Here is a 23,353-nt window from a genome sequence, read left to right as displayed (position 1 = left end):
GATCCGATCACGACGACGGAGGCGGGCCGCATGCACGGCGAGTACAAAATTCCTGGTGGGAAGCTCGTGGTGGTGGACCTGAACACCCGGGACGGCGCGCTGCGCGACGTCCGGGTGGCCGGGGACTTCTTCCTCGAACCCGACGAGGCCCTCGCCGCCATCGACGGCGCGCTCGAAGGCGCCCCCGCCGACACCGACGCGTCCGGGCTCACCGCCCGCGTCGAGGCCGCGCTCCCCGAGGGCACGGTGATGTACGGGGTCACCGCGGAGGGCATCGCCGTCGCCGTCCGCCGGGCCCTGGCCGAGGCCACCGACTGGACCGACTACGACTGGCAGCTCATCCACGAGCGGCCGCAGTCCCCGGCCCTGCACATGGCCCTCGACCAGGTCCTCACCGAGGAGGTCGCCGCGGGCCGCAGGCCGCCGACCCTCCGGGTCTGGGAGTGGGACTCCCCGGCCGTCATCATCGGCAGCTTCCAGTCCCTGCGGAACGAGGTCGATCCCGAGGGCGCCGCGCGCCACGGGGTGACGGTGGTGCGGCGGATCTCCGGCGGCGGAGCGATGTTCGTGGAGGCCGAGAACACGATCACGTACTCCCTCTCGGTCCCGGCGTCGCTGGTCTCCGGGCTGTCGTTCGCCGAGTCGTACGCGTATCTCGACGACTGGGTCCTGACCGCCCTCGGCGACATGGGCATCAAGGCCTGGTACCAGCCGCTCAACGACATCGCCTCCAAGGACGGCAAGATCGCCGGTGCCGCGCAGAAGCGGCTCGCGAGCGGCGACGGCGCCGTGCTCCACCACGTGACCATGGCCTACGACATCGACGCCGACAAGATGCTCGACGTCCTGCGCGTCGGCAAGGAGAAGATGTCCGACAAGGGCACCAGGAGCGCGAAGAAGCGCGTCGACCCCCTGCGCCGCCAGACGGGCCTGCCCCGGGCCGAGGTCATCGACCGCATGATCGCCTCCTTCCGCACGCGCTACGGCCTCGCCCCCGGCCAGGTCACCCCCGAGGAGATGACCCGCGCCGAGGAACTCGCCCTCACCCGCTTCAGCAACGAGGAATGGACGGCACGCGTGCCGTGAGCCCGGGGCCAGGCCGTCCGGTGAGGGTGTCGGGAAGGGCGCGGGCCCGGGGAGTCAGCAACAGGGTTTGCCGCGCCAGGCGTTGCGGCCTTCTCTGACCGCGAGAGCGGCGACGGCGAGGGCCGCGAGAGGGTCGGCCCAGGACCAGTCGAGGAGCCAGTTGGCGAGCAGGCCCAGCAGGACGACGGCGGACAGATAGGTGCACAGGAGCGTCTGCTGGGAGTCGGCGACCGCGGTGACGGAGCCGAGTTCGCGTCCGGCGCGGCGCTGCGCGGCCGACAGGAACGGCATGACCGCGAGGGACAGGGCCGCGAGGACGATGCCGGGGAGCGAGTGGTCCGCCTCGCCGCTGCCCGCCAGGGCGCGTACGGAGTCGAGGGCGACGTAGAGCGCCAGGGCGAAGAAGGAGAGCGCGATGACGCGCAGGGCGCGCTTCTCGCGGGCCTCGCGCACCGCGTGGTCGCGGGCCGAGAACTGCCAGGCCACGGCCGCGGCGGAGGAGACCTCGATGACGGAGTCGAGCCCGAATCCGATCAGCGCGGTGGAGGAGGCGAGGGCTCCGGCGGTGAGCGCGACGACCGCCTCGACGGCGTTGTAGGCGAGGGTCGCGGCGACCAGGAGGCGTATGCGGCGGGTGAGGACCTCGCGGCGTGCCGGGCCGGGGCCGAGGGAGACCGCGGTCATTCAGCAGCAGCCCTTCTCGGCGGCGTCCGGGCAGGTCCGGTCGGCCTCCACGGCCACCACGGCGGCGCGGAGATCGTCGAGGGCGTGCCCGAGCCGCTCGTCCGCCAGCTCGTAGCGCGTACGGCGGCCGTCCGGGACGGTGACGACCAGACCGCAGTCGCGCAGGCAGGCCAGGTGGTTGGAGAGCCGGGTGCGGGAGATGCCGAGCGCGTCGGCGAGCTCGGCGGGATACGCCGGGGCCTGGCGCAGCGCGAGCAGGATGCGGCAGCGGATGGGGTCGGCGAGGGCACGGCCGAACCGGGCCAGCACGTCGATGTCGGCGGCGAGTCTCAGCATGCCCTGACAGTACAGCTCTTCGTGAATTCAGGGAAGTATGAATCGCCGAGCCCGGTCCGGTCCCGGTCCGGTCGGGGTCCGGTCGGGGTCCGGTCGGGGTCCGACCCACGTGGCCGAGGGGCTCCGCGGCTCGGGGCCGCGCTCGCGGGCTAAGATCGGCGCATGCCGCTGACCGTGGACGACGTGGACCGGTTCGAGGCCGCACGGCCCCGGCTGGAGGCCCTCGCCTACCGCCTGCTCGGCTCCGCCGCCGAGGCCGAGGACGCCGTGCAGGAGACGTTCCTCCGCTGGCAGGCCGCCGACGTGGAGCGGATCGAGGTCCCGGAGGCGTGGCTGACGAAGGTCCTCACCAACCTCTGCCTCAATCTGCTCACTTCGGCCCGCGCGCGGCGCGAGACCTACGTGGGCCAGTGGCTGCCCGAGCCGCTGCTCGCCGGGGACCCGATGCTCGGCCCCGCCGACACCGCCGAGCAGCGCGAATCGGTGTCGTACGCCGTCCTCACCCTCATGGAGCGGCTCTCGCCCCGCGAACGGGCGGTGTACGTACTGCGGGAGGCGTTCGCCTACGGGCACCGGGAGATCGCGGAGACCCTCGGCGTCACGGAGGCCGCCAGCCAGCAGATCCTGCACCGCGCGAAGCAGCGCGTCGCGGAGGGCAGGGCCCGCGCGGAGGTCGACGAGGCCGCAGCGCGGAAGATCGTCGAGGAGTTCCTCACGGCCGCGACCAGCGGCAGGACCGAGCCGCTCGTACGGCTGCTGACCGGCGACGCGGTCGCGGTCGGCGACGGCGGCGGGAAGATCCCGGCCCGCGCGAAGCCGTTCGAGGGCGCCGTCGCGGTCGCGAAGTTCCTGCGGGGCCTCTTCAAGCCGAGCGAGGCCAAGCGCTCCCTGCTCGGCGGCTCGCCCGGCGTCCACGCGACGACCGTCAACGGCGATCCCGCGCTCGTGGCGGTCCTCGACGGCCAGGTCGTCGGCGTCATGTGCTTCGAGGTCACACCCGAGGGCATCGCCGGGTTCCGCAACCAGGTCAACCCCGACAAGCTCCGCCGCGTCAGTGAGCGGTGGGCGGCGAGCGACCACGGGGAGCCCCTGCTCCACGCCTTCTGACGGCCGCCGCGTCACGCGCCCCTCGGTGCGGCGGCTCCCCGTGTGAGCCGCTTCACACCGTGCCCCTGTCAGGAAACGGCGGGCTGCCCGGTTCAGGGGGCGAACCCTCGCGAGACAGGAGCACCGACATGCAGCACCGCATCATCGTCCTCGGAGCCGGCTACACCGGGACCACCGCCGCCGGGCGCCTGGCCAGGCGGCTGCGCCGCGAGGACGTCTCCCTCACCCTCGTCAACGCCGAACCGGACTTCGTCGAGCGCGTCCGGATGCACCAGGTGGCGACCGGTCAGGACCTGCCGTCGCGGCCGTTCAGCGAGATGTTCGCCGGGACGGGCGTCGCGCTGCGCCTCGCGAAGGTCACCGGCATCGACACCGAGCGCCGCACGGTCACCGTCACGGACGCGGACGTCGAGGGCATCGGCGGCGACCAGGGCACCGGCGGCGGCGAGGAACTCCCGTACGACACCCTCGTGTACGCCCTCGGCAGCCACGGGGACGACGGGGATGTCCCCGGCGCCGCCGAGCACGCGCACCAGCTCGCGAGCCGCCCCGGCGCGCTCCGGCTGCGCGCCCGCCTGGCCGAACTGGACGCCGGGCGGCCCGTGGTGATCGTCGGCGGCGGCCTCACCGGCCTGGAGGCCGCCACCGAGATCGCCGAGGCGCGGCCCGAGCTGAACGTCACCCTCGCCGTCCGCGGCGGTCTGGGCGACTGGCTCTCGCCCAAGGGCCGCCGCCATCTGTGGAAGGTCTGCGACGGGCTCGGCATCAGCGTGCGCGAGCGCACCGCCGTCACCGCCGTGGCCCCGGACCACGTCACGCTCGCCGACGGTACTGCCGTACCGTCCGCGGCGACCGTCTGGACCGCCGGATTCGCCGTCCACCCGCTGGCGCGGGCCACCACCCTGGACGTCACCTCCACGGGCCGGATCGTGGTCGACGGGACCATGCGTTCGCTCTCACACCCGGACGTGTACGCCATCGGCGACGCGGCCATGGCGATGGGCCCCGGCGGCAAGCCGCTGCGGATGTCCTGCGCCTCGGGCATCCCCATGGCGTGGCAGGCCGCCGACGCCATCGCGGCACGGCTGACCGGCGGAAAGCTCCCGAACGCTCCGCTGCGCTACTTCAACCAGTGCGTCTCGCTGGGGCGCCGGGAGGGCCTCATCCAGTACGTGACCGCCGACGACCGCGCCGTGCCCGCGGCCCTCACCGGACGGTTCGCCGCCGTCTACAAGGAGCTGGTGTGCAAGGGCGCGGCCTGGAGCGTGGCCCATCCGACGCTCGGCCTGCCGTCCCGGCGCCGCGCGGTCGTACGGGCGCCGGGCGGCCCGGCGACGGCCGCCCCCGCAGCCTCGGCCGCTCCGGCCGCCGAGGCGCTGCGGTCCTGATGCCGGGGATCTGACGGGACGGGGTTCCGGGCCGGAAGGCGCTGCGGATCGGTCGGGGCTCCGGGCCGGTCGGGGCGGGAGGCCCGGTCCCCTCCGGCCGGCCTCCCGCCCCGCCCCCCTCCGGCCGGGCCCCGCCCCCGCCGGGCCCGCCCCCGTTGTCACCCCAGGTCCGGGACCCGCGCGAGCTTGTCCGGGTTGCGGATGAGGTCGATCGCGGTGATCCGCCCGGCGTCCACGGTGAACGCCACGACCGACACCTCGCCGCTCTCGTCCCGTGCGACGAGCCCGGGCGCACCGTTGACGTCGGCGATCCGGATGTTCAGTTTCCCCGCCTCGACGGCCCTGGCGATCATCAGCGGCGCCACGCGCTCCGACGTCAGCACCGCGTGCGGCACCGTGCTGGCCTTGCCGCCGCCGTCGCCGCGCAGCACGACGTCCGGGTCGAGCAGCGCGATGAGCCCCGGCAGGTCGCCGTTCCGGCAGGCGGCCATGAACGCCTCGGCCAGCTCCCGCTGTTCGGCCTCCGACGCGGGCGTACGCGGGCGCCCGCCCTCGACCCGCCGCCGGCCGCGCGAGGCGAGCTGGCGCACCGCGGCGGGCGAGCGGCCGACGACCTCGGCGATCTCGGGGAAGGGCACGCTGAAGACGTCGTGCAGCACGAACGCCGTGCGTTCCGCCGGGGAGAGCTGCTCCAGGACGACGAGCAGGGCCATGCTGACCGACTCGTCCAGCGTGACCCGGTCGGCGGGGTCGGCAGAGCGGGCCTCGACCAGCGGCTCCGGCAGCCAGGTGCCGACGTACTGCTCTCTGCGCGCCCGTGCGCTGCCGAGGGCGTCGAGCGCGAGCCTGCTGACGGTGGTCGTCAGCCAGGCCGCGAGATCGCGGACGGTGCCCGGGTCGTCGAGCCCGCGCAGCCGCAGCCACGCCTCCTGCACGCAGTCCTCGGCCTCGGCCAGCGAGCCCGTTATCGTGTACGCCACCCGCAGCAGTCTCGGCCTGTTGTCCTCGAAGGCCCGTGCCAGCAGCTCCTCGCCCTCGCGGGCCTGCCACCCGTCCCGTGCGTCCGGTCCCGTCTTCTCCATGCCCTCTTGACGACGCGCCCGGGCCGGGTGTGACACGGCGGCGCGTCCCCCCTCGTACGGGCGGCGCGACACCCCCTCTCACGGGCCGCGCGTCACACCTCGTACGGCTGCGTCGTCAACAGGCAAATACCGGCCCGGGCGCCCCGCGGACGCCCGACGAACATCCGGGAAGAGGCCATGACACTGACCGATCAGCAACCGACACCGAGCACCCGACCACCCGCGAAGGAGGGGGTGTTCGTCCGCATCGCGGGCTTCGCCCACCGCCGCCGACGGCTCGCCCTCGTCCTATGGGTGGCGGTCCTCCTCGGTGTGTGGGGCGCCGCCGCGGCCGTGGGCGACGACTACCGCAACGAGCGCGCCCTGCCCGGCACCGAGTCGCAGCAGGCGGCCGATCTGCTGGCCGAGCACGGCGCGGCGCGCGCCGGGGACACCGTCCAGATCGTCCTGCACGACGAGGGAGGCCTGCGCGGGCCCGGCGTCGAGCAGCGCGTGAAGAGCATGCTCGGCAAGGTCGAGGGGCTGCCCAACGTCGGCCAGGTGAGCAGCCCGTACGCGGAGGGCGCGAGCGCGCTCGCCGAGGGCGGCACGATCGGCTACGCCACGGTCGTACTGAAGGTGCCCTCCGAGGACATGCCCAAGGAGGACACGCAGCGCATCCTCGACACCGCTCAGCAGGCCGAGGGCGACGGGCTGCGGGCCGAACTGGGCGGCGACGCGGCCCGGTTGCTGTCCGAGGGCGGTACCGGCGCCGCGGAGGGCGCCGGTCTGCTGGCGGCGCTCGTCATCCTGGTGCTGATGTTCGGCACGGTCATCGCGGCCGGACTGCCCATCGTCATCGCCCTGTTCGCCGTCGGGTCCACGGTCGGCGTGATCGTCGTGGCCTCGCACCTCTTCACCATCGCCGACTGGACGCCACCGGTGATGATCCTGGTCGGCCTCGGCGTGGGCATCGACTATGCGCTGCTGATCTTCGCCCGCTACCGCGCCGAGCTGGTACGGGGCGCGGATCCGGAGCGGGCGACCGTGAACGCGATGGACGCGGCGGGACGTTCGGTGTTCTTCGCCGGATGCACGGTGATCATGGCGCTGCTGGGCCTCGTCGCGTTCGGCCTCGGCTCGCTCCAGGGCATGGCGCTCTCCGTGGCCCTGACCGTGCTGGTGACCATGGTCGCCGCGCTGACCCTGCTGCCCGCGCTGCTCGGCGTCTTCGGGCGGCGCTTCGCCCGGCAGTTCACCCGCCGCGCCGCGCGGCGCGCGGAGCGCGGCAAGGCCCCCGAGGGCACCGGCTGGCGCCGGCTCGCCGCCCTCGTCCAGCGCCGCCCGCTGGCCGCGCTGCTGACGGCGGGCGTGCTGCTCGGGGCCCTGGCCGTCCCGGCGGCGGGCATGCGGCTCGGCTTCTCCGACGCGGGGAGCGACGAGACGGGCAGCACCAGCCGACAGGCGTACGACCTGCTGTCCGAGGGCTTCGGCCCCGGCTTCAACGGCCCGCTGCTGGTGGTGACGGACGGCGGCAGGAGCGACGGTGCGAAGGAGGCCGCCTCGGCCGTGTCGCGCACGCTGAACGGCACCCCGGGCGTCGAGGCCGCCGCCGCGCCGGTGCTCACGCCCGACGGCAGGGCCGCGACCGTCCTCGCCTTCCCCACGTCCGCGCCGCAGGACGAGGCGACCTCCGACCTCGTCGGCACCCTGCGCGACGACGTCCTGCCGGAGCTGTCCGAACGGAACGGCGCGCACTATCTGGTGGGCGGCGCGACGGCCGCCGCCGAGGACTACTCGGCGAAGCTCGCCGACCGGCTGCCGGTCTTCGTGGCCATCGTCGTCGGCCTCTCGGTGCTCCTGCTGATGGCGGTCTTCCGCTCGGTCCTCGTACCGCTGAAGGCCGCGCTGCTGAACCTCCTCAGCATCGGCGCCGCGCTCGGCGCGATGACGCTCGTCTTCCAGGAGGGCTGGTTCGGCGTGGAGCCGGGGCCGATCGAGGCGTATCTGCCGGTGATGGTCTTCGCGATCGTCTTCGGGCTCTCGATGGACTACGAGATCTTCCTGATCTCCCGGATCCACGAGGAGTGGCGGCGCGCCGAGAACGACCCGTCGCGCGCCGTACGGGAGGGGCTGGCCCACACCGGCTCGGTCATCACGGCGGCGGGCGCGATCATGGTCGTGATCTTCGGGGCCTTCATGCTCAGCCCCGAACGGCTGCTCCAGCAGACCGGGTTCGGGATGGCGGTGGCGATCTTCGTGGACGCCATCATCATCCGCTGCCTGATCGTTCCGGCGGCGATGGAGCTGATGGGCCGCCGCGCCTGGTGGCTCCCGGCGCCGCTCGCCAGGCTGCTCCCGAAGGTGGAGCTGGAACGGCACTGACAGCGGCGGTCCCGCACACGGGGGGGGCGCGTCAGCCGGGGCCGTCGTACGGCGTGACGCGGCGGTACGCGGCGCGGGCGTGCGCCACGCGCCCCGTCGCCGTGCCGATGACGGCGGCGGCCAGCAGGCACGCCACCCACTCCGGGTCCCGGTGCCCGGCCCAGGAGATCTCGCCCGTGGGCCGCGTCGCGCAGATGTTCAGCAGCGCCCAGCACAGCAGGGCCGTGCCGGGCGCCGCCGCGAAGCGGCCCCGCAGGCCCAGCGCCCCGGCCAGCAGGGAGAGGGCGGCGAGCGCGAACTCCGTACGGTCGAGGGCGCCCAGCAGGTCGAGGACGCCGACGAGCGCGAGCGCGCCGAAGGAGGCCGCGAGCCAGATGAAGGGCGTGGCCACGGGTTCGGGCACGGCCCGTGGCCCCCGCGCGAAGTGCCGCCATTCCGGCACCATCGGTCCGTTCATCGCCGTCCGAGCCGGTCCGTCTCGTCCTGATCGGCGCGCGGTGCCGGGACGGTGCCGGTGCTCGTGTCGGTGCCGGTGCCCGTACCGGTGCTCGTACCGATGCCGGCGGCCTGGTCCGCCTCCCCGACCGCCCCCGCCCCCGCCTCCGCCCGGCGCTGCCGGTAGCGGATCACGCGGGTCGCGACCGGCTCCGTGAAGCGGGCGGTCAACGGGCCCAGGACGACCAGGATCAGCACGTACGCCGTGGCCAGCGGGCCCAGCGAGGGTTCGATCCCGGCGCTGACGGCGAGGCCGGCGATGACGATCGAGAACTCGCCGCGCGCCACGAGCGTGCCGCCCGCGCGCCAGCGGCCCTTGGCCGAGACCCCGGCGCGCTTCGCCGCCCAGTAGCCGGTCGCGATCTTCGTCCCGGCGGTCACGACCGCGAGCACCATCGCGGGGAAGAGCACCGAGGGGATGCTGGACGGGTCGGTGTGGAGGCCGAAGAAGACGAAGAAGACGGCGGCGAACAGATCGCGCAGCGGCGAGAGCAGATTGTGCGCCCCCTCCGCGACCTCCTCGGACAGCGCGATGCCGACGAGGAACGCGCCGACGGCGGCCGACACCTGGAGCTGCTGGGCGACCCCGGCGACCAGCAGTGTCAGCCCCAGGACGACCAGGAGCAGCTTCTCCGGGTCGTCGCTGGAGACGAAGCGCGAGATCAGCCGCCCGTAGCGGACCGCGGCGAAGAGGACGAGGCCCGCGACGCCGAGCGCGATGGCCAGCGTGACGCTGCCCGCCGCGAGGCCCGCACCGGCGAGGAGCGCGGTGATGATCGGCAGATAGACGGCCATGGCGAGGTCTTCGAGGACCAGGACGCTGAGGATGACCGGCGTCTCGCGGTTGCCGAGCCGTCCGAGGTCGCCCATCACCTTGGCGATCACGCCGGACGAGGAGATCCAGGTGACCCCGGCCAGCACCACCGCCGCCACCGGGCCCCACCCCATGAGCAGCGCCATCAGGGCGCCGGGGACGGCGTTGAGCGTCATGTCGACGAGTCCGGCGGGGTACTGGGTCTTGAGGTTGGTGACCAGGTCGCTGGCGGTGTACTCCAGCCCGAGCATCAGCAGGAGCAGGATGACGCCGATCTCGGCGCCGATCGCGACGAACTCCTCGCTGGTGCCCAGCGGGAGCAGCCCGCCCTCGCCGAAGGCGAGCCCGGCCAGGAGGTAGAGGGGTATGGGCGAGAACTGGAAGCGCGCGGCGAACCTGCCGAGCAGGCCCAGTCCGAGGATGATCGCTCCGAATTCGATGAGGAAGACCGCGGAATGCATCCGCTCACTCCCTTCCCAGGATCGTGTCCGCCGCTTCCACGCCCTCGCGGGTGCCGATCACGATGAGCGTGTCGCCGCCCGCGAGGCGGAAGTCGGGGCCGGGCGAGGGGATCGCGTGCGTACGGCGGATGACCGCCACGATCGACACCCCCGTCTCGGTGCGCATACAGGTCTCGCCGAGCACGCGCCCGTTCCAGTACGAGTGGGCCGACAGCTCGACGCGCTCCGCCACCAGGCCCAGGTCGGTGGTGTGCAGCAGGCTGGGGCTGTGGTGGGAGGGCATCAGCGCGTCGATCAGCGCCGCCGACTCACCGGCCGTGAGCTGCATCGACAGCGCGCATTCGTCGGGGTCGTCCCGCTCGTACGCGTTCAGCGTCCGTGAGCCGTCGCGGCGCGCGACCACCGAGAGGCGGCGGTGGTCACGGGTGTTCACGTCGTAACGCACCCCGATGCCGGGCAGCGGCGTCCGACTCATACGTGAACTGGGCACGGCGATTCCCCCTGGGACGAGCACACGGCAGGACGATTTCCTCGGCAGCCGCGTGAGAGGACGCGGGCGAGTTTTGCCGTCACTTTACCGACCGACAACATCGGTCATTTCGCCGCATTTTCTCGTCAAATCAGACAGAAGCCCATGGCAGGTGAACGAATTTTTCGCCACGGATTTCGGCGCGGACCCGGAGAAGTGGGCGCCTCACCGGCGTGATAACGTCTCACGAAAACGTGAGCCCATATCGGCAGATGGTGGACGGAGAAGGGGTGACGAGGGAAGCCATGGCGAAGAGCCCGCGCGAACGCTACCGCGCCCAGGTGCGTACGGAGATCAAGGAACGGGCCTGGGAGCAGATCGCCACGGCGGGCGCGTCCGCGCTCTCCCTCAACGCCATCGCCAAGAAGATGGGCCTCAGCGGCCCCGCGCTCTACCGCTACTACTCCGGCCGGGACGAGCTGATCACCGAACTCGTCCGGGACGCCTACCGGAGCCTCGCCGACACCCTCCGTACGGCCGCCGACGAGGGCGCGGGCCTGGCCGGACTGGGCCACGCCCTGCGTGCCTGGGCCCTGGAGGACCCGCAGCGCTATCTGCTCCTCTTCGGCACCCCCGTGCCCGGCTACCACGCCCCGGCGGAGGTCACCGGCATCGCCTCCGAGGTGATGGAGGTCCTGCTCGACGCGAGCGCGGACCTGACCGCGGACGGGACGGCCACTCCGTCCACGCCGTCCACGCCGTCCACGCCGTTCGACGCGTACCTGGCGGACCACCGGGACTGGGCCGAGGCCCACCCGGCCCCGCCCGCGGCCCTCCGCCTGGCCCTGACCTTCTGGACCCGCCTCCACGGCGTCGTGTCCCTCGAAGTCGCGGGCCACTTCGCCACGATGGGCTTCGACCCCGCCGAGCTCTTCAGCGCCGAACTCGAAGCCCTCCTGCCGCCCGCCTCCTGACGGGGCGCCCCCTCTCGGCCCCCGGGCCTCAGGCGCACTGCCAGAGGAAGCGGCCCTCCTCGGCGTCCGGGGAGACGAAGGCGTAGCCGACGCCCGCGTCGCCGAAGTTGGGGTGGAAGGGCTCGCCGTCGGTCAGTTGGACCACGAAGTGCCAGTCCGGGCCCGGCTCCTCCTCCCCCTGGAGCCACTTCGGCTCGATGCCGGGGCCGCCGAGGAACTGGAAGGAGTCCGTGGGCTCGCCGGGCCCCGGCAGATGGTCGGGGCCCATCGTCGGGCCCTCCGCCTGCGCGCGGACGGTGAGGAAGCCGGGGACGCGGCCTCCGGGCTGGACCAGCAGCGCGTTCTCGCCGCCCTCGGGGTCCCAGGTCCCGTCGACGTACCCCTCCGCGTCGTCGGCCATGAACAGATACGCCAGCCGTCCGCCGTCCAGCGCGAACTGGCCCATGAAGACCATCGGGCCGCCGGTCTCCCGCGACAGCGGCCACTCCGGCTCCCCCTGCCACACCGGCTGCCCGCCGAGCTTGGTGACGGGGCGGTCCACGGGCCCTTCGGCGCGGACGAAGACGAGCGGTTCGGGCTGCGGCACGGCGGCGGCTCCTTGCCTCGGGAGGGGAAATCTCGGACAGCACCGGACCCTAGTCGTGTCCACTGACAGGACGGATCGGCAGCACTCTTGTCGGATCGTTCAACGAAACTCTAGGCTGCGCCCGTTCGGGCCGGTCGGTGCGGTGGAGGGCAGGATTCCCATGAGCAGCAGCAGACTGAGACGCCTCGGCGCGGTGGCGGTCACCGCGGTCATGGCGTACGCGTCACTCGCCGTGCCGGGCGCGCAGGGTGCCGCCGCCCGGGGCGGGGGCGAGGCGGCCGGGGCGCGGTGCCTCGACGTCTCCGCCGCCGTGACCGTCGAGGGGCGGCGGCTGGAGCGGGCGGTGCCGCGAGAGATCCTGGACCGCAGCGGGTTCGACCGGGCGCGGCCCGCGTTCGTCCGCGAGCTGTGCCGGGCGCGTTCGCTCCCCGCGGCGCAGCGGGCCGTGGACCGGCACGCGAAGGCCCTGTGGAGGACCGCGGTCGACCGGGCGCGCGACCCGCGCGGCGGCGACGACCGTCCCCTGTACTGGGCCCGGCTCTCCCTCGACACCGCGCTGCGGCAGTGGCGGCCCGGCTTCGCCGTCTCCGAGCGGGAGCGGGACGGGCTGCTCGCGCGGCTGGAGCGGTCCTCGCGGGGCCAGGACTCGGTCGCGTTCCCCCGGGGGAAGAAGGTCAAGCGCATCCTCGTGACGGGCTTCGACCCCTTCACGCTCGACCGGGACATCCGGATCGGCAACCCCTCGGGCGCCGCCGCGCTCGCCCTCGACGGGACCACCGTACGGACGAAGTCCGGCCCGGCCAGGATCGAGACGGTCGTCTTCCCCGTCCGGTGGCGGGACTTCGCCGAGGGCACCGTCGAGCGGACGCTGCTGCCGCACTTCGCCCCCGGGCCGCGCCGGATCGACATGTTCACCACCGTCAGCCAGGGGCGGCCGGGAAGGTTCGACGTCGAGCGCTTCAACGGCGCCTGGCGCGGCGGTTTCGCCGACAACGAGAACGCGGAGAGCACCGGCACCGTCCCGATCCCCGACGGCGTCCCCTCCCCCCGCCCGCAGCCCCAGTGGACGGTCACCTCGCTGCCGTACGGCGCGCTCGCCGGCTCGGAGACCGGCCGGTTCCCCGTCCTCGACAACACGGAGGTCACGGAGATCCCCGCGGGCGGCACGGAACCCGTGGTCCGGAAGGACGGGCCGACGCCCGGCTCGCAGGCCCGTGAGGGAGGCGGCGGCGACTACCTCTCCAACGAGATCGCCTACCGCGCCACGCTGCTGCGCGACGCCCTCGGCCTCGACGTGCCCGGCGGCCATCTCCACACCCCGGTCCTGGAGTTCGGCGAGGGCAACACCGACGAGATCACCGACCCGGACTTCGAACGCAACCGCCGCGACATCACCGCCCAGACCCGCGCCCTCGTGACCAGGGCGGCCGAGTCCTCGTAAACCGTCTCCCCCGCGCGGCGGAGACGGATCCTCCGAAGGGCCGATCCCCGCGCTCCGGAGGTCCAGCACAGTGGCCGCATGGCGATCTGGCTCCTGTCCTTCCCGGCGTTCGTGTGTCTGCTGGTGCTGTTCGCGCTGGTGGAGAGCGCGTGGCGGTGGTGCACGGGCGTGGGCCTGATGCCGTGGCTGCGCAGGCGTACGGGACGGTCGTTGTCGAGCATCGCCTTCGACGAGTTCACGGCGGTCGTGAACGGCAACAAGACCGTGGAGCTGGAGCAGCGCCGCGTCGAACTGCTGCTGCGCGACGACGAGAGCGACGGCGCCCCGCCCCGCTCCCACGTCGACCTGGCGAAGGGGACAGCACGCATCGTGCCGCCCCCGGGTGCCGGGCAAAGGTCCTAGCCGCGGGCCTCTTCCCGTAGCGCCGTGTCCCGTAGCGCCGCGTCCTGTACGACCGTGTGTGCGATGGACCGGAGCAGGGCGATGTCGTCGCAGTCCCGGTTCCTGGCGGACCACGCGAGGGCCATCGTGCACGCGGGGACGTCCACCAGGTCCAGCACCTGGATGCCGCGCGCCGCAGCTCCGCCATGGCTTCCGTCACCGCCCGCGCCCGGGGCAGGAGTTCGCGCCCGGCGGGGGTCAGCTCCACCGCGCGGGAGGTGCGGTCGATCAACTGGAGCCCCGGGCGGCGCTCCAGCGAGCGGATCTGCTGGCTGAACGCCGGCTGGGTCATGAACAGCCGCGCCGCGGCACGTCCGAAGTGCAGCTCCTCCCCAGCGCGAGGAAGAGCCGGAGCTGACGGGTGCTGGGGTCCGTGTTCCCGGTCGACGGTCCGAAGGGTGGGGGAACAGTGCCGTTGCCAGGTGGGGCCACGCGGAAGAACCTACCTCCGGGCCGCCCCTCGTACGCTCGGGCACCGTCCCCGGACACCGGTGACGGTGCGTCAGCCCGTGAGGCTGTCGTCGTGCCCAGCGGCGAGCCGGGCCCACTGCGGGAGGGGGCGGCCCTCGGTGCGGAGCCGTTCGCTGTCGCCCGTCCACCCCTGCGGCCAGCCCGGGGGCGAGTCCTCCCACGGCTCCTGGCGGCCGTGGACGGTGAGGTCCATCAGCGCGTAGCTGTGGTCCATGGTCTCCACGCCCCGGCGCGTGGTCCAGTAGGTCTCGAACACGCGGTCGCCGTCCCGTACGTAGCACACGAGATGCATCATCCCGACGTGGCGCCCGACGAGGAGCGTGTCGAGAGAGGGCAGCGCGGAGTACCACGGCATGGTCCAGCCCATGAAGTCGCGGTACCGCGCGCCCTCCTCGTACGGGCCCTGGCAGAAGACCGCGAAGGTGATGTCCCGGGAGTGCAGATAGGACAGCTCCGCGACCTGGGAGGCGCACCAGGTGCAGCCCTCGCACTGTTCGGCGGCGGGGTGGCCCGGGTGCCACATGAAGTAGTACACGAGGAGCTTGCCGCGCCCCTCGAAGGCGTCGAGGAGGGTCGTCGGCCCGTCGGGGCCGACGAGTCCGAGACCGGCGTCCACCTCGACCATGGGGAGGCGCCGCCGGGCCGCCGCGATGGCGTCCGACTCCCGGGTGTGGGCCTTCTCCCGGGCCCGCAGCGCGCCCAGTTCGGCCTCGAACTCGGCCCTGTCGACGACCGGGGGCAGCCCCGGTCCCATGTCCTCGCTCATGGTGCTCTCTCCTTCTTCCGCTCGGGTGGGTTCTTCGTCCCACCGACGAAGGGGAGGGCCCGGGATCGACACAGCAGGCGGAAAAAATTCACCCGGCCCACGACGCCGGGCGACTGCGACGGACCACGGCGCCGGAGACCACGGCGCCGGGCTACGGCGCCTCCGCGCTCTCGCGGAGCCGGGTGGCGAGGTAGCGGCGCTCCGCCTCCGTCGGCGCCAGCCGCAGCGCCTCCTCGTACGCCTCGCGCGCCTCGGCCGGGCCACCGCGAGGACGGCGGCGAGGCGTTCCGGGAGGTGTTCGGCGGGCGGGACGCGGTACGGGATCCCGGCGTCGGCGATCTTCCGCTTGGCACGCACGAGGCGCTGGGCCATGGCCGGTTCGGCCGTGAGGAACGCGCGCGCGAGGTCGGCGGTGCTCAGCCCCGCGAGCGTACGGAGCGTGAGCGCGACCCTGGCCTCGAACGGCAGCGCCGGATGGCAGCACGTGAAGATCAGCCGGAGCCGGTCGTCGGGGATCTCCTCCACCGGCGGCACGTCCGGTTCGCGGGCCAGCACGGCGATCTGGCGCAGCTTGCGCTGCCCTGCCGTGTCGCGGCGCAGCCGGTCGGTGGCGCGGTTGCGGGCCGTGGTGGTGAGCCAGGCGCCGGGCCTGCGGGGGACCCCGTCGCGCGCCCACGCCGTCAGCGCGGCGGCGAACGCGTCCTGCGCGCAGTCCTCGGCCAGGTCCCAGTCCCCGGTGACCCCGATCAGCGTCGCGACCACCTGCCCCCACTCCTCCCGGTACGCGGCGTCGACGGCGGCGCGTACGGAGCCGTCGGGTACGGAGCCGTCGGGTACGGCGTCGGCGGGCACGGTCATTCCCACACCGGACGGATCTCGACGGCGCCCCAGCGCGCGTACGGATGCCCGGCGGCGATCTCGACCGCCTCGTCCGGGCCGGCGCACTCCAGGACCACGATGCCGCCGACGAAGTCCTTGGTCTCGGCGAACGGCCCGTCCGACACGAGCGTCTCCCCGTCGCGGGACCGGACCGTGGTGGCCTCGGCTACGGGCCGCAGCCGTGCCCCGTACACCTCGGCCCCGCGCCGGTCCAGGTCCGCCTGCCACGCCCGGTGCCCGGGGTCGGCCACCAGTTCCTCCTCGCTCGGTGACACCGACTCGTCGTCGCGGATGAGCAGCACGTACTTCATGGACGCAAGTCTGCACCGCCGGGCCGAGCACCCGCGTGGGTCGCGTCCCGTCAGGGCGGGGGAAGCAGGCGCGCGGCGGTCGCGGTGATGGTCCCGACGGCGTGCGTGAGCGCGGGGATCTCGCGGGCGCCGAGGCGGGTGACGGCCACGATGCGGCGGGCCGGGGCCGGTTCGCCGTGCAGGGGGACGCGGACGACGGGCGAGTCCTCGCGCAGCCGCGCGAGGCGCGGCACGAGGATCACGCCGAAGCCGTGCGCGACCAGGGCCGTGCCGGTGTCCCACTCGTCCGCGTGATGGGCGACGTGGGGCGTGAAGCCCGCGCTCATGCAGGCCGCGAGGACCAGTTGGTGGTACGTCGTGCCCGGGGTGCCGACGATCCACGCCTCCCGCGCGGCGTCGGCGAGCGTGACCCGTTCGCGCAGGGTCAGCGGGTGGCCCTCGGGGACGACGAGGTCCAGCGGGTCGTCCAGCAGGGGCCGCTGGTCGAAGCGGCGGTCGGTCATGGGCGGCGAGTCCGCCGTCACGACCAGCAGCGCGAGGTCGGCCTCCTCGGAGAGCAGCAGGTCGAAGCAGCGGTCGGGTTCGGCCTCGATGATGCGGACGGTCAGGAGGGGGTGGGCGTCGCGCAGGGCCGCGGCGGCGGGCGGCAGCAGGCGGCTGGCGGCGGTGGAGAAGCCGCACAGCGTCACCTGCCCGGTGGGTTCGGTGCCCGCGGCGGCCAGTTCGGCGCGGGCCAGCTCCCACTGCTCCTGGAGCCGTTCGGCGTGCCGCAGCAGGACACGGGCGGCGTGGGTCAGGCGGATGCCCCGGCCCTGGTGGGCGACCAGTTCCACGCCGACGTCGGCGGCGAGCTGCCGGAGCTGGTAGGAGACGGCGGAGGGCGTGTAGTGCAGGGCCTGCGCCGCCGCGGTCACCGTGCCGTGCTCGGCGACCATCTGGAGGATCCGGAGCCGGGCGTCTATCACCCGGCCAGTGTGCACGTCCGGCCCTCCCCCCGGGCCCCGTCACGCGTCGATCACCAGGTCCTCCAGCGGCGTCGAGCAGCACAGCAGGATCTTGTCGCGCGCGGCGTCGCGGGGCCGGAGGCCGCCGTTGTGGCGCATGTCGACCGAGCCCTTCTCCAGGGTGGTCACGCAGGTGCCGCACATGCCCTGGCCGCAGGAGGACGGGAGCGTGATCCCGGCCCGCGCGGCGGCCTCCAGGACGGAGGTCCCTGCCGCGCACTCGACGGTCGTACCGGTACGGGACAGGACGACGCTGTGCGTGGCGCCGCCGCCGTCCTCCGCCGGGGAGTGCGGCTGCGCGCTCTCGAAGCTCTCCTGGTGGTAGCGGTCCATAGGGAAGCCGGAGGCGGCGAGCATCGCGCGGACCGCGCGCAGGTAGCCCGGCGGTCCGCAGGCGAAGACCTCGCGCGCGCCGAGGTCGGGCGCGATCCGCCGCAGCACGGCGGGGGTGAGCCGCCCGCCGGGGCCCGGGGCGCGTGGCCCACCGTCCTCGCCGATGTGGACGACGCGGACGTACGGCGGCGCGCTCGCGGCGATCCCCTCCAGCTCCCGCCGGAAGGGGACGTCGTCGGGCGTACGGGCGCTGTGCGCGAAGACGACGTCCGCCGGGGAGCCGAGGTCGTGCAGGGCCCTGGTCATCGACATGAGCGGGGTGACGCCGCTGCCGCCGGAGAGGAAGAGATAGGCGGGCGCCGGATGGCGGGCCGTGGAGAAGACGCCGAGCGGCCCCCGCGCCCGTACGGCCGTGCCCGGAACCATGTGCGCGTGCAGCCACCCGGAGACCCGGCCGCCGGGGACGCGCTTGACGGTGATCGCGAGAGTGTCGGGGCGCGTGGGCGGGGAGGCGAGCGTGTAGCGGCGCTCGACCTCCTCGCCGTCGATGTCGAACGTGAACGCGAGGTGCTGGCCCGCTTCGTGGCGCGGGAGCCGGGGCGGCCCGGCGGGGGCGAAGACGAACGTCCTCATGTCGTGGGTGACGCGCTCGACGCGGACGCAGACCATTTCCGCCTCCGTCATCGCCCCAGCTCCTCGCGGAGGCGGGCGGTGTACCAGGCGCAGAACGCCTCGACCTGGTATTCCGTCGGGGCGTACGGGCCGGGTACGTAGGCCGGGCTGGAGACGCCGTGCTGGGCGCGGGCGACGAGGCGGGCGTCCTGCCCATTCGTCGCGGTCCACACCTCCAGCAGCGTGTCCGGGTCGTAGTCCTCGCCCTCGACGGCGTCCGGGTCCACGAGCCAGGTCGTGCGCAGCAGCGTGCGGCCGGGCGCGAGGGGCAGGACGGCGAAGGTGATCGCGTGGTCGCCGACGACGTGGCACCAGGAGTTGGGCTGGAGGTGCAGCGCGAGGTGCCCGAGGCGCGGCGTGGGCAGGCCGCCCAGCGGGCGGCGGCAGGCGGCCGTGCCGTCCGGGGTGAAGGACTCCCCCGCGAGGTCGAGCGCGTCGCGCTGGATCCGGAACCCGGTGACGCGGTCGTCCAGTTCCTCGATCAGCGCGTAGGGCAGCCCGAGGCGCTCGTACGTCGCGCGGGCCTCGGCGTCGGCCCGCAGATAGCGGTCGTGGGCGGCGCGCAGGTGCGGGGGCAGGTTCGCCTCGGTGTAGCCGTAGGTGGGGAAGAAGGTGCGGAGCAGCTCGGGGTGGCCGTCGCAGTGGTAGCACTCCCGGTTGTTCTCCATCACCAGCTTCCAGTTGCCCTCCTCGACGAGATCGACGCGGGCGGCGACCTTGGCCTCGCGCAGCGCGTGCGGCAGCAGGTACGGCTCGACGCGCGCGGCGACCTCGTCGAAGTCGGCGGGCGGGGCGTCGGCGAGGCAGACGAACACGAGCCCGCCGACGCCGCGCACATGGACGGGCTTCAGCCCGTAGCAGGAGGGATCGAAGTCCGGGGGCTGGGCGGGGGCGTGGCGGAGGGCGCCGTCCGTGCCGTAGGTCCATTTGTGGTAGCCGCAGACGAGGTTGGCGACCGAGCCGCGCCCGGGGCCGAGCAGGCGGGCGCCCCGGTGGCGGCACACGTTGTGGAACGCGCGGAGCCCCCCGGCGTCGTCGCGCAGCACGACGACGGGGTACGGCCCGATCTCCACGGTCGTCCAGTCGCCCGGCTCGGGCACCTCGGCCTCCGTGGCCACGAACAGCCAGAGGCGGCCGAAGACCGCGGCGATGTCGAGGTCGTAGAACTCCCGGTCGGTGTAGAACGGGCCCTCCAGGCTGTGCCCGGGGCGCCGCCGCGCCACCGCCTCGTGGAGCCGGTCCTGGTGCGAAGTGGCCGTCGATGCTGTCACGGTGCTCTCCTCTCTCTGGGTTCGCCGGGGCGCGGGTCACATCGGCAGGCACAGCCGCAGCGCGTCCAGGACGGCGGCGTGGATGTTGCGGCTGGTGACCGCGTCGCCGATCCGGAAGAGCTGGTACGCGCCTTCGGGGTTGGGGCGCTCGCGCTGCGGCTCGCGGGCCAGCAGCGCGCGGTGGTCGAGGCGGCCGAGGTTGGACGAGCCGGGGAGCAGGGCGCGGTAGAGGGCGTCCTGCGGCAGCGTGCCGTGCTCGACCACGACGTGGTCCACGGCGAGTTCGGTCTCCAGCGGCGCGTACTCGCTGCGCAGCGTCGCGATGAGACGCCCGCCCCTGCCCCCGCCCGGGTCCCCGCCTCCGTCCCCTCCCCCGGCCCCGTCCCCGGCCCGGCGGCGCACGGCGGTCAGCCGGTGCGCGAGCGTCGTGGTGACCGCGTGCTCGGCGAACGCCCGCAGATAGGCCGGGGAGTTCATGCTGCCGACCTCGGGCGCGAGGGTGCGCTCGGGCGTCGCGTAGGTGACGGGGACGCCGCGCGCTGCCAGCACCTCGACGGCGTCCAGGGCAGGGCAGGCGCCGTTGTCGTCGTAGACCAGCACGGGCCCCCGGGGGCGCAGGGCCCCGCCGAGCACGTCCCAGGTGTCGGCCACGAGGTCCGCGCCCGCCGCCAGGAACGAGGCGTCGGGCAGCCCGCCCGTGGCGACGAGGACCAGGTCGGGGCGTTCCGCGCGCACGTCGTCCGCGTCGGCCAGGGTGCCGGTCCGGAGATCGACGCCGAGCAGCTCGCACTCGCCGACGCGCCAGTCGACGATGCCGAGGAGGTCCCTCCTGCGGGGGTTGCCCGCGGCGATCCGGATCTGCCCGCCGGGCCGCTCGTTCGCCTCGAACAGCACGACGTCGTGGCCGCGTTCGCCCAGCACGCGCGCGGCCTCCAGCCCGGCGGGCCCGGCGCCGACGACGACGGCCCTGCGCCGGTCGGCCGCGCGCGGGACCGTGTGCGGGAGCCGCAGCTCGCGCCCGGTGGCGGGGTTGTGCACGCACTTGGTGTCGCCCGAGTCGTAGATCGCGTCCAGGCAGTAGCTCGCGCCCACGCAGGGTCGGATCCGGTCCTCGGCCCCGGCGGCGACCTTCGCGACCAGGTGCGGGTCGGCGATCTGGGCCCGCGTCATGCCGACCAGGTCGAGCATGCCCTCGCGCACCGCGTGCCGCGCGGTCGCGACGTCGGCGATGCGCCCGGCGTGCATCACGGGGATGTCGATCCGGCGCCTGATCTCCGCCGTGAGACCGAGGAACGGCGCCGAGGGAGTGCCCATCGACGGGATCGCGCGGGCGAGGGTGGCGTCGCTCTCGATCGTGCCGCGGACGGTGCTGAGAAAGTCCACGCCGTCCCCGGCGAACGTACGGGCCGCCTCCACCGCCTCCTCGAAGGCCAGCCCGCCCGGCCGGTCCTCGTCCATCGTCATCCGGATCCCGACGACGAACCCGGGCCCGACCGCTTCCCGTACGGCGCGCACGACCCGGCGCGGGAACGCCATGCGCCGCGCGAGACTCCCGCCGAGCCCGTCGCTCCTGCGGTTCGTCGCGGGCGAGAGGAAGCTGTCGAGGAAGTGGCCGTACGACTGGAGTTCGATGCCGTCGAGCCCGGCCCGCGCGCAGCGGGCGGCGGCGTCGGCGTAGTCCCGGACGACGCGGTCCAGGTCCCACTCCTCGGCCTCCTTGGGGAACGCGCGGTGCGCGGGCTCGCGCAGCGGCGAGGCGGACAGGACGGGCAGCCAGTCGCCCGCGTAGTTGCTGGTGCGGCGGCCCAGGTGGGTGATCTGGCACATGACGGCCGCGCCCTCGGCGTGCACGTCGTCGGCGAGGCGGCGCAGCCAGGGCACCACCTCGTCGCGGTAGAGCAGCAGATTGCCGAACGAGGGCGGGCTGTCGGGCGAGACGACCGCCGAGCCGCCGATCATCGTCAGCCCGACCCCGCCGCGCGCCTTCTCCCGGTGGTACGCGCGGTAGCGGTCCCCGGGCATGCCGCCCTCCCCGAAGGCGGGCTCGTGCGAGGTGCTGACGACGCGGTTGCGCAGGCGGAGGTGCTTGAGCGTGAAGGGCTGGAGCAGGGGATCCGTCGTTCGCGTACGCATGGCGCTCCTCAGGAACCGTACGGAAGGGGGCGCCGCACCGGGTCCGCTCCCGCGGCGCACCCCCAGCGTGGGCCCGGGACGGCCCGCGGACAATCAAGCGGTGTCGCAGGAAACCGTGCGAAGCGCCTGCACGATCGACACGTGCCGGCGCCCTTCCCCCGCGGCGGGGTGCCTGCTAGCGGACGCCCGCCGGCTGCCCTGTCGGGCGGTGCCCGGCGGTGGCGCCCGGCGCCGTGCGGGGCGTGGTGCAGAATGGCGGTGACCCGCGCCGTGGCTGAGGGCGCGCCCCGCCGGAGGGGCTTGGCGAGAGCGACGGCCGTCGCTCCGCTCCGGTCCCGTCCCCCGGCCACCACCGTCCCCTCCGTTCGCCGGACGGGGCCCGCCGTTCCCGCCCCGGGGCACCGTGTCCCGCAGGCCGTACGCCGACTCGTGAAGGAGAAGTCCCGTGCCCGTGCCCGGCACATCGCAGGTTCCCGCGTCCGGCTCGTCCTCGCCGGACGCGCCCCACGGGGACTGTGTCCTGCTCAAACACGGCGAGGTCTACCTCAAGGGCGGCAACCGGCACATGTTCACGCACCGGCTGCTCGACAACCTGCGCCACGCCCTGGACGACCTGAGCGGCCCCACCTGGGTCCGTACGCGGCGCAACGTCACCGTGATCGGCGGCGACGTCCCGCTGGACGAGCTGACCGCGCGGGCGCGCCAGGTGATCGGCTTCAACGCGGTGGAGCCCGCGGCGCGGGTGCCGTCCACCGAGGAGGCCATCACGGCCGCCGTGCTGGACGCGCTCGGCACCGCGCGGGCCGAGCGCCCGGGGATCACGTTCGCGGTGCGGGTCAAGCGGCGCGACAAGGCGTTCCCCATGACCGGCACCGACTTCGCCCGGGTGCTGGGGGCCCGCGCACAGGAGGCGCTGGACGGGCTGCCGGTCGATCTCTCGCACCCGGACGTCCGGGTGTCCGTCGAGATCGACCAGGACGTCAGCTACGTCTCCTGGCGCCGCCTGCCGGGCCTGAGCGGGCTGCCCGTCGGCTCCAGCGGACGGGCCCTGGCGCTGCTGTCGGGCGGCTTCGACTCGCCCGTCGCCGCGCACCGCGCGATGCGCCGCGGACTGCGCGTCGACTACGTCCACTTCACCGGCGCCCCGTACACGAACCCGGCCTCGCTCTACAAGGCGTACGCGCTCGCCCGCGAGCTGAACCGCTACCAGCCGGGCGGCCGGATGTACGTCGTGGCGCTGGGCAAGGCGCAGAAGCGGCTCGCGCTGGCGGGCGCCGACCGGCTCCAGGTCGTCGCACAGCGCAGGCTGATGGTGCGCACCGCCTCGGCGCTGGCCCGCCGCGCCCGCTCCGAGGCGCTGGTGACGGGCGACAGCCTCGGCCAGGTCGCGAGCCAGACCGTCGCCAACATGGCCGCCGTGGACGAGGCGGCGACCCTGCCCGTGCTGCGGCCGCTGCTCGGCTGGGAGAAGCAGGAGATCATCGACGAGGCCCGGTCGCTGGGCACGGCCGAGATCTCCGTCCTCCCCGACGAGGACTGCTGCCAGCTCCTGGCCCCGCCCCGCGTCACCACCCGCGCCCCGATGCGCGAACTGCGCACGGTCGAGCGGCGGCTGGAGATCGACGAGATCGTGGAAGAGCTGCTGAGCACAGTGCAGATCCTCCGCCCGGGACGTGACGCCACGCCCGAGGGCCCCTCGGAGGGCGCGGCGGACTGCGCAACCGAGCCCACCACGACGCCCGTACCCTCCGCCTGAGGACCACGCCCCGGGGCGGAGGGGGCTGG

Annotated in this window: 22 protein-coding genes and 2 pseudogenes; 8 read left to right on the top strand and 16 right to left on the bottom strand. The window is 74.1% G+C overall.

All coding sequences use genetic code 11. The features are described 5' to 3' along the window. Positions 1-30: 30 nt before the first annotated feature. Entirely contained in the window at positions 31-1,086 is a 1,056-nt protein-coding gene (gene lplAB, locus ABD343_RS32020; protein ID WP_344533859.1) for a lipoate-protein ligase LplAB, read from the top strand. A gap of 54 nt (positions 1,087-1,140) precedes the next feature. On the opposite strand, the gene ABD343_RS32015 is transcribed toward lplAB, so the two are convergent. Further along, positions 1,141-1,770 (bottom strand): cation efflux transmembrane domain-containing protein, encoded by a 630-nt coding sequence (locus ABD343_RS32015; protein WP_344533246.1) that lies wholly within the window; start codon positions 1,768-1,770, stop codon positions 1,141-1,143. Then, positions 1,771-2,106 (bottom strand): ArsR/SmtB family transcription factor, encoded by a 336-nt coding sequence (locus ABD343_RS32010; RefSeq protein WP_344533244.1) that lies wholly within the window; start codon positions 2,104-2,106, stop codon positions 1,771-1,773. A gap of 162 nt (positions 2,107-2,268) precedes the next feature. Here ABD343_RS32010 and ABD343_RS32005 point away from each other — a divergent pair, with 162 nt between their 5' ends. Both ABD343_RS32005 and ABD343_RS32000 read left to right on the top strand, forming a co-directional pair. Continuing rightward, entirely contained in the window at positions 2,269-3,213 is a 945-nt protein-coding gene (locus ABD343_RS32005) for an RNA polymerase sigma-70 factor (RefSeq protein WP_344533242.1), read from the top strand. A gap of 128 nt (positions 3,214-3,341) precedes the next feature. Then, on the top strand, positions 3,342-4,601 hold the full coding sequence (locus tag ABD343_RS32000; protein WP_344533240.1) for an NAD(P)/FAD-dependent oxidoreductase: 1,260 nt from the start codon (positions 3,342-3,344) through the stop codon (positions 4,599-4,601). Between the two features lie 158 nt (positions 4,602-4,759). Here the strand turns inward: ABD343_RS32000 and sigJ are convergent, their stop codons facing one another. After that, positions 4,760-5,683: an RNA polymerase sigma factor SigJ gene (sigJ, locus tag ABD343_RS31995; RefSeq protein WP_344533238.1), complete on the bottom strand. Its 924-nt coding sequence runs from the start codon at positions 5,681-5,683 to the stop codon at positions 4,760-4,762. Between the two features lie 177 nt (positions 5,684-5,860). Between sigJ and ABD343_RS31990 the strand changes: the two genes are divergently transcribed. Continuing rightward, positions 5,861-8,047 carry an MMPL family transporter gene (locus ABD343_RS31990; RefSeq protein WP_344533237.1) on the top strand — a complete coding sequence of 729 codons (2,187 nt, stop codon included), beginning with the start codon at positions 5,861-5,863 and terminating at the stop codon, positions 8,045-8,047. Between the two features lie 31 nt (positions 8,048-8,078). Here the strand turns inward: ABD343_RS31990 and ABD343_RS31985 are convergent, their stop codons facing one another. The 3 genes from ABD343_RS31985 to ABD343_RS31975 are packed head-to-tail and all read right to left on the bottom strand — an operon-like array spanning position 8,079 to position 10,292. After that, positions 8,079-8,504: a hypothetical protein gene (locus ABD343_RS31985; protein WP_344533236.1), complete on the bottom strand. Its 426-nt coding sequence runs from the start codon at positions 8,502-8,504 to the stop codon at positions 8,079-8,081. After that, complete coding sequence (locus ABD343_RS31980; protein WP_344533235.1) at positions 8,501-9,817, bottom strand: cation:proton antiporter; 1,317 nt, start codon at positions 9,815-9,817, stop codon at positions 8,501-8,503. Before ABD343_RS31980 ends, ABD343_RS31985 begins: the two co-directional genes overlap by 4 nt. Positions 9,818-9,821: 4 nt before the next feature. Further along, complete coding sequence (locus tag ABD343_RS31975; protein ID WP_344533234.1) at positions 9,822-10,292, bottom strand: cation:proton antiporter regulatory subunit; 471 nt, start codon at positions 10,290-10,292, stop codon at positions 9,822-9,824. Positions 10,293-10,591: 299 nt separating this feature from the next. On the opposite strand from ABD343_RS31975, the gene ABD343_RS31970 reads away from it, so the two are divergent. After that, positions 10,592-11,260: a TetR/AcrR family transcriptional regulator gene (locus tag ABD343_RS31970; protein ID WP_344533857.1), complete on the top strand. Its 669-nt coding sequence runs from the start codon at positions 10,592-10,594 to the stop codon at positions 11,258-11,260. 28 nt (positions 11,261-11,288) lie between these two features. Here the strand turns inward: ABD343_RS31970 and ABD343_RS31965 are convergent, their stop codons facing one another. Then, positions 11,289-11,846, bottom strand: a complete 558-nt coding sequence (locus ABD343_RS31965; RefSeq protein ID WP_344533233.1) for a hypothetical protein — start codon at positions 11,844-11,846, stop codon at positions 11,289-11,291. A gap of 160 nt (positions 11,847-12,006) precedes the next feature. On the opposite strand from ABD343_RS31965, the gene ABD343_RS31960 reads away from it, so the two are divergent. Continuing rightward, positions 12,007-13,287: a pyroglutamyl-peptidase I gene (locus ABD343_RS31960; RefSeq protein WP_344533231.1), complete on the top strand. Its 1,281-nt coding sequence runs from the start codon at positions 12,007-12,009 to the stop codon at positions 13,285-13,287. A 78-nt stretch (positions 13,288-13,365) separates the two neighbouring features. Next, positions 13,366-13,689 (top strand): DUF6191 domain-containing protein, encoded by a 324-nt coding sequence (locus ABD343_RS31955; RefSeq protein ID WP_344533229.1) that lies wholly within the window; start codon positions 13,366-13,368, stop codon positions 13,687-13,689. On the opposite strand, the gene ABD343_RS31950 is transcribed toward ABD343_RS31955, so the two are convergent. The 9 genes and pseudogenes from ABD343_RS31950 to ABD343_RS31910 all read right to left on the bottom strand — a co-directional run bounded on the left by ABD343_RS31950 (position 13,686) and on the right by ABD343_RS31910 (position 21,568). Then, the gene (locus ABD343_RS31950) at positions 13,686-13,835 is read right to left on the bottom strand and encodes a hypothetical protein (protein WP_344533227.1); all 150 of its coding nucleotides are present in this window, start codon (positions 13,833-13,835) and stop codon (positions 13,686-13,688) included. The genes ABD343_RS31955 and ABD343_RS31950 overlap by 4 nt on opposite strands. Positions 13,836-13,972: 137 nt before the next feature. Continuing rightward, positions 13,973-14,020 (bottom strand): annotated as a pseudogene (locus ABD343_RS41050) (hypothetical protein); the annotation flags it as partial. Between the two features lie 210 nt (positions 14,021-14,230). Then, entirely contained in the window at positions 14,231-14,965 is a 735-nt protein-coding gene (locus ABD343_RS31940) for a DUF899 family protein (protein ID WP_344533855.1), read from the bottom strand. 348 nt (positions 14,966-15,313) lie between these two features. After that, positions 15,314-15,823, bottom strand: a pseudogene (locus tag ABD343_RS31935) (sigma factor); the annotation flags it as partial. Beyond that, the gene (locus tag ABD343_RS31930; protein WP_344533226.1) at positions 15,820-16,155 is read right to left on the bottom strand and encodes a YciI family protein; all 336 of its coding nucleotides are present in this window, start codon (positions 16,153-16,155) and stop codon (positions 15,820-15,822) included. The pseudogene ABD343_RS31935 and the gene ABD343_RS31930, both read right to left, overlap by 4 nt. Positions 16,156-16,205: 50 nt before the next feature. Further along, positions 16,206-17,120 (bottom strand): LysR family transcriptional regulator, encoded by a 915-nt coding sequence (locus ABD343_RS31925; RefSeq protein ID WP_344533854.1) that lies wholly within the window; start codon positions 17,118-17,120, stop codon positions 16,206-16,208. Positions 17,121-17,159: 39 nt separating this feature from the next. Then, positions 17,160-18,176, bottom strand: coding sequence for an FAD-binding oxidoreductase (locus ABD343_RS31920; protein WP_344533224.1), 1,017 nt, complete (start codon positions 18,174-18,176; stop codon positions 17,160-17,162). Further along, entirely contained in the window at positions 18,173-19,435 is a 1,263-nt protein-coding gene (locus ABD343_RS31915) for an aromatic ring-hydroxylating oxygenase subunit alpha (RefSeq protein ID WP_344533222.1), read from the bottom strand. The genes ABD343_RS31920 and ABD343_RS31915 overlap by 4 nt, the downstream gene beginning before the upstream one ends. 36 nt (positions 19,436-19,471) lie before the next feature. After that, complete coding sequence (locus ABD343_RS31910; protein ID WP_344533220.1) at positions 19,472-21,568, bottom strand: oxidoreductase; 2,097 nt, start codon at positions 21,566-21,568, stop codon at positions 19,472-19,474. 451 nt (positions 21,569-22,019) lie between these two features. Between ABD343_RS31910 and thiI the strand changes: the two genes are divergently transcribed. Continuing rightward, positions 22,020-23,324 (top strand): tRNA uracil 4-sulfurtransferase ThiI, encoded by a 1,305-nt coding sequence (gene thiI / locus ABD343_RS31905; RefSeq protein WP_344533852.1) that lies wholly within the window; start codon positions 22,020-22,022, stop codon positions 23,322-23,324. Positions 23,325-23,353: the final 29 nt, after the last annotated feature.

The organism is Streptomyces albiaxialis (genome assembly GCF_039530985.1).
Lineage (GTDB): Bacteria > Actinomycetota > Actinomycetes > Streptomycetales > Streptomycetaceae > Streptomyces > Streptomyces albiaxialis.
Note: the sequence above shows the minus strand (reverse complement) of the source record. Positions and strands in the feature narration are given on the sequence as shown.

Coding starts and splice junctions, on each gene's coding strand:
- sigJ (WP_344533238.1), bottom strand. CDS start 5,683: ATGGAGAAGACGGGACCGGACGCACGGGACGGGTGGCAGGCCCGCGAG.
- ABD343_RS31985 (WP_344533236.1), bottom strand. CDS start 8,504: ATGAACGGACCGATGGTGCCGGAATGGCGGCACTTCGCGCGGGGGCCA.
- ABD343_RS31975 (WP_344533234.1), bottom strand. CDS start 10,292: ATGAGTCGGACGCCGCTGCCCGGCATCGGGGTGCGTTACGACGTGAAC.
- ABD343_RS31960 (WP_344533231.1), top strand. CDS start 12,007: ATGAGCAGCAGCAGACTGAGACGCCTCGGCGCGGTGGCGGTCACCGCG.
- ABD343_RS31990 (WP_344533237.1), top strand. CDS start 5,861: ATGACACTGACCGATCAGCAACCGACACCGAGCACCCGACCACCCGCG.
- ABD343_RS31910 (WP_344533220.1), bottom strand. CDS start 21,568: ATGCGTACGCGAACGACGGATCCCCTGCTCCAGCCCTTCACGCTCAAG.
- ABD343_RS32010 (WP_344533244.1), bottom strand. CDS start 2,106: ATGCTGAGACTCGCCGCCGACATCGACGTGCTGGCCCGGTTCGGCCGT.
- ABD343_RS31920 (WP_344533224.1), bottom strand. CDS start 18,176: ATGACGGAGGCGGAAATGGTCTGCGTCCGCGTCGAGCGCGTCACCCAC.
- ABD343_RS31980 (WP_344533235.1), bottom strand. CDS start 9,817: ATGCATTCCGCGGTCTTCCTCATCGAATTCGGAGCGATCATCCTCGGA.
- ABD343_RS31940 (WP_344533855.1), bottom strand. CDS start 14,965: ATGAGCGAGGACATGGGACCGGGGCTGCCCCCGGTCGTCGACAGGGCC.
- ABD343_RS31970 (WP_344533857.1), top strand. CDS start 10,592: ATGGCGAAGAGCCCGCGCGAACGCTACCGCGCCCAGGTGCGTACGGAG.
- lplAB (WP_344533859.1), top strand. CDS start 31: ATGCACGGCGAGTACAAAATTCCTGGTGGGAAGCTCGTGGTGGTGGAC.
- ABD343_RS32000 (WP_344533240.1), top strand. CDS start 3,342: ATGCAGCACCGCATCATCGTCCTCGGAGCCGGCTACACCGGGACCACC.
- ABD343_RS32015 (WP_344533246.1), bottom strand. CDS start 1,770: ATGACCGCGGTCTCCCTCGGCCCCGGCCCGGCACGCCGCGAGGTCCTC.
- ABD343_RS31955 (WP_344533229.1), top strand. CDS start 13,366: ATGGCGATCTGGCTCCTGTCCTTCCCGGCGTTCGTGTGTCTGCTGGTG.
- ABD343_RS31930 (WP_344533226.1), bottom strand. CDS start 16,155: ATGAAGTACGTGCTGCTCATCCGCGACGACGAGTCGGTGTCACCGAGC.
- ABD343_RS32005 (WP_344533242.1), top strand. CDS start 2,269: ATGCCGCTGACCGTGGACGACGTGGACCGGTTCGAGGCCGCACGGCCC.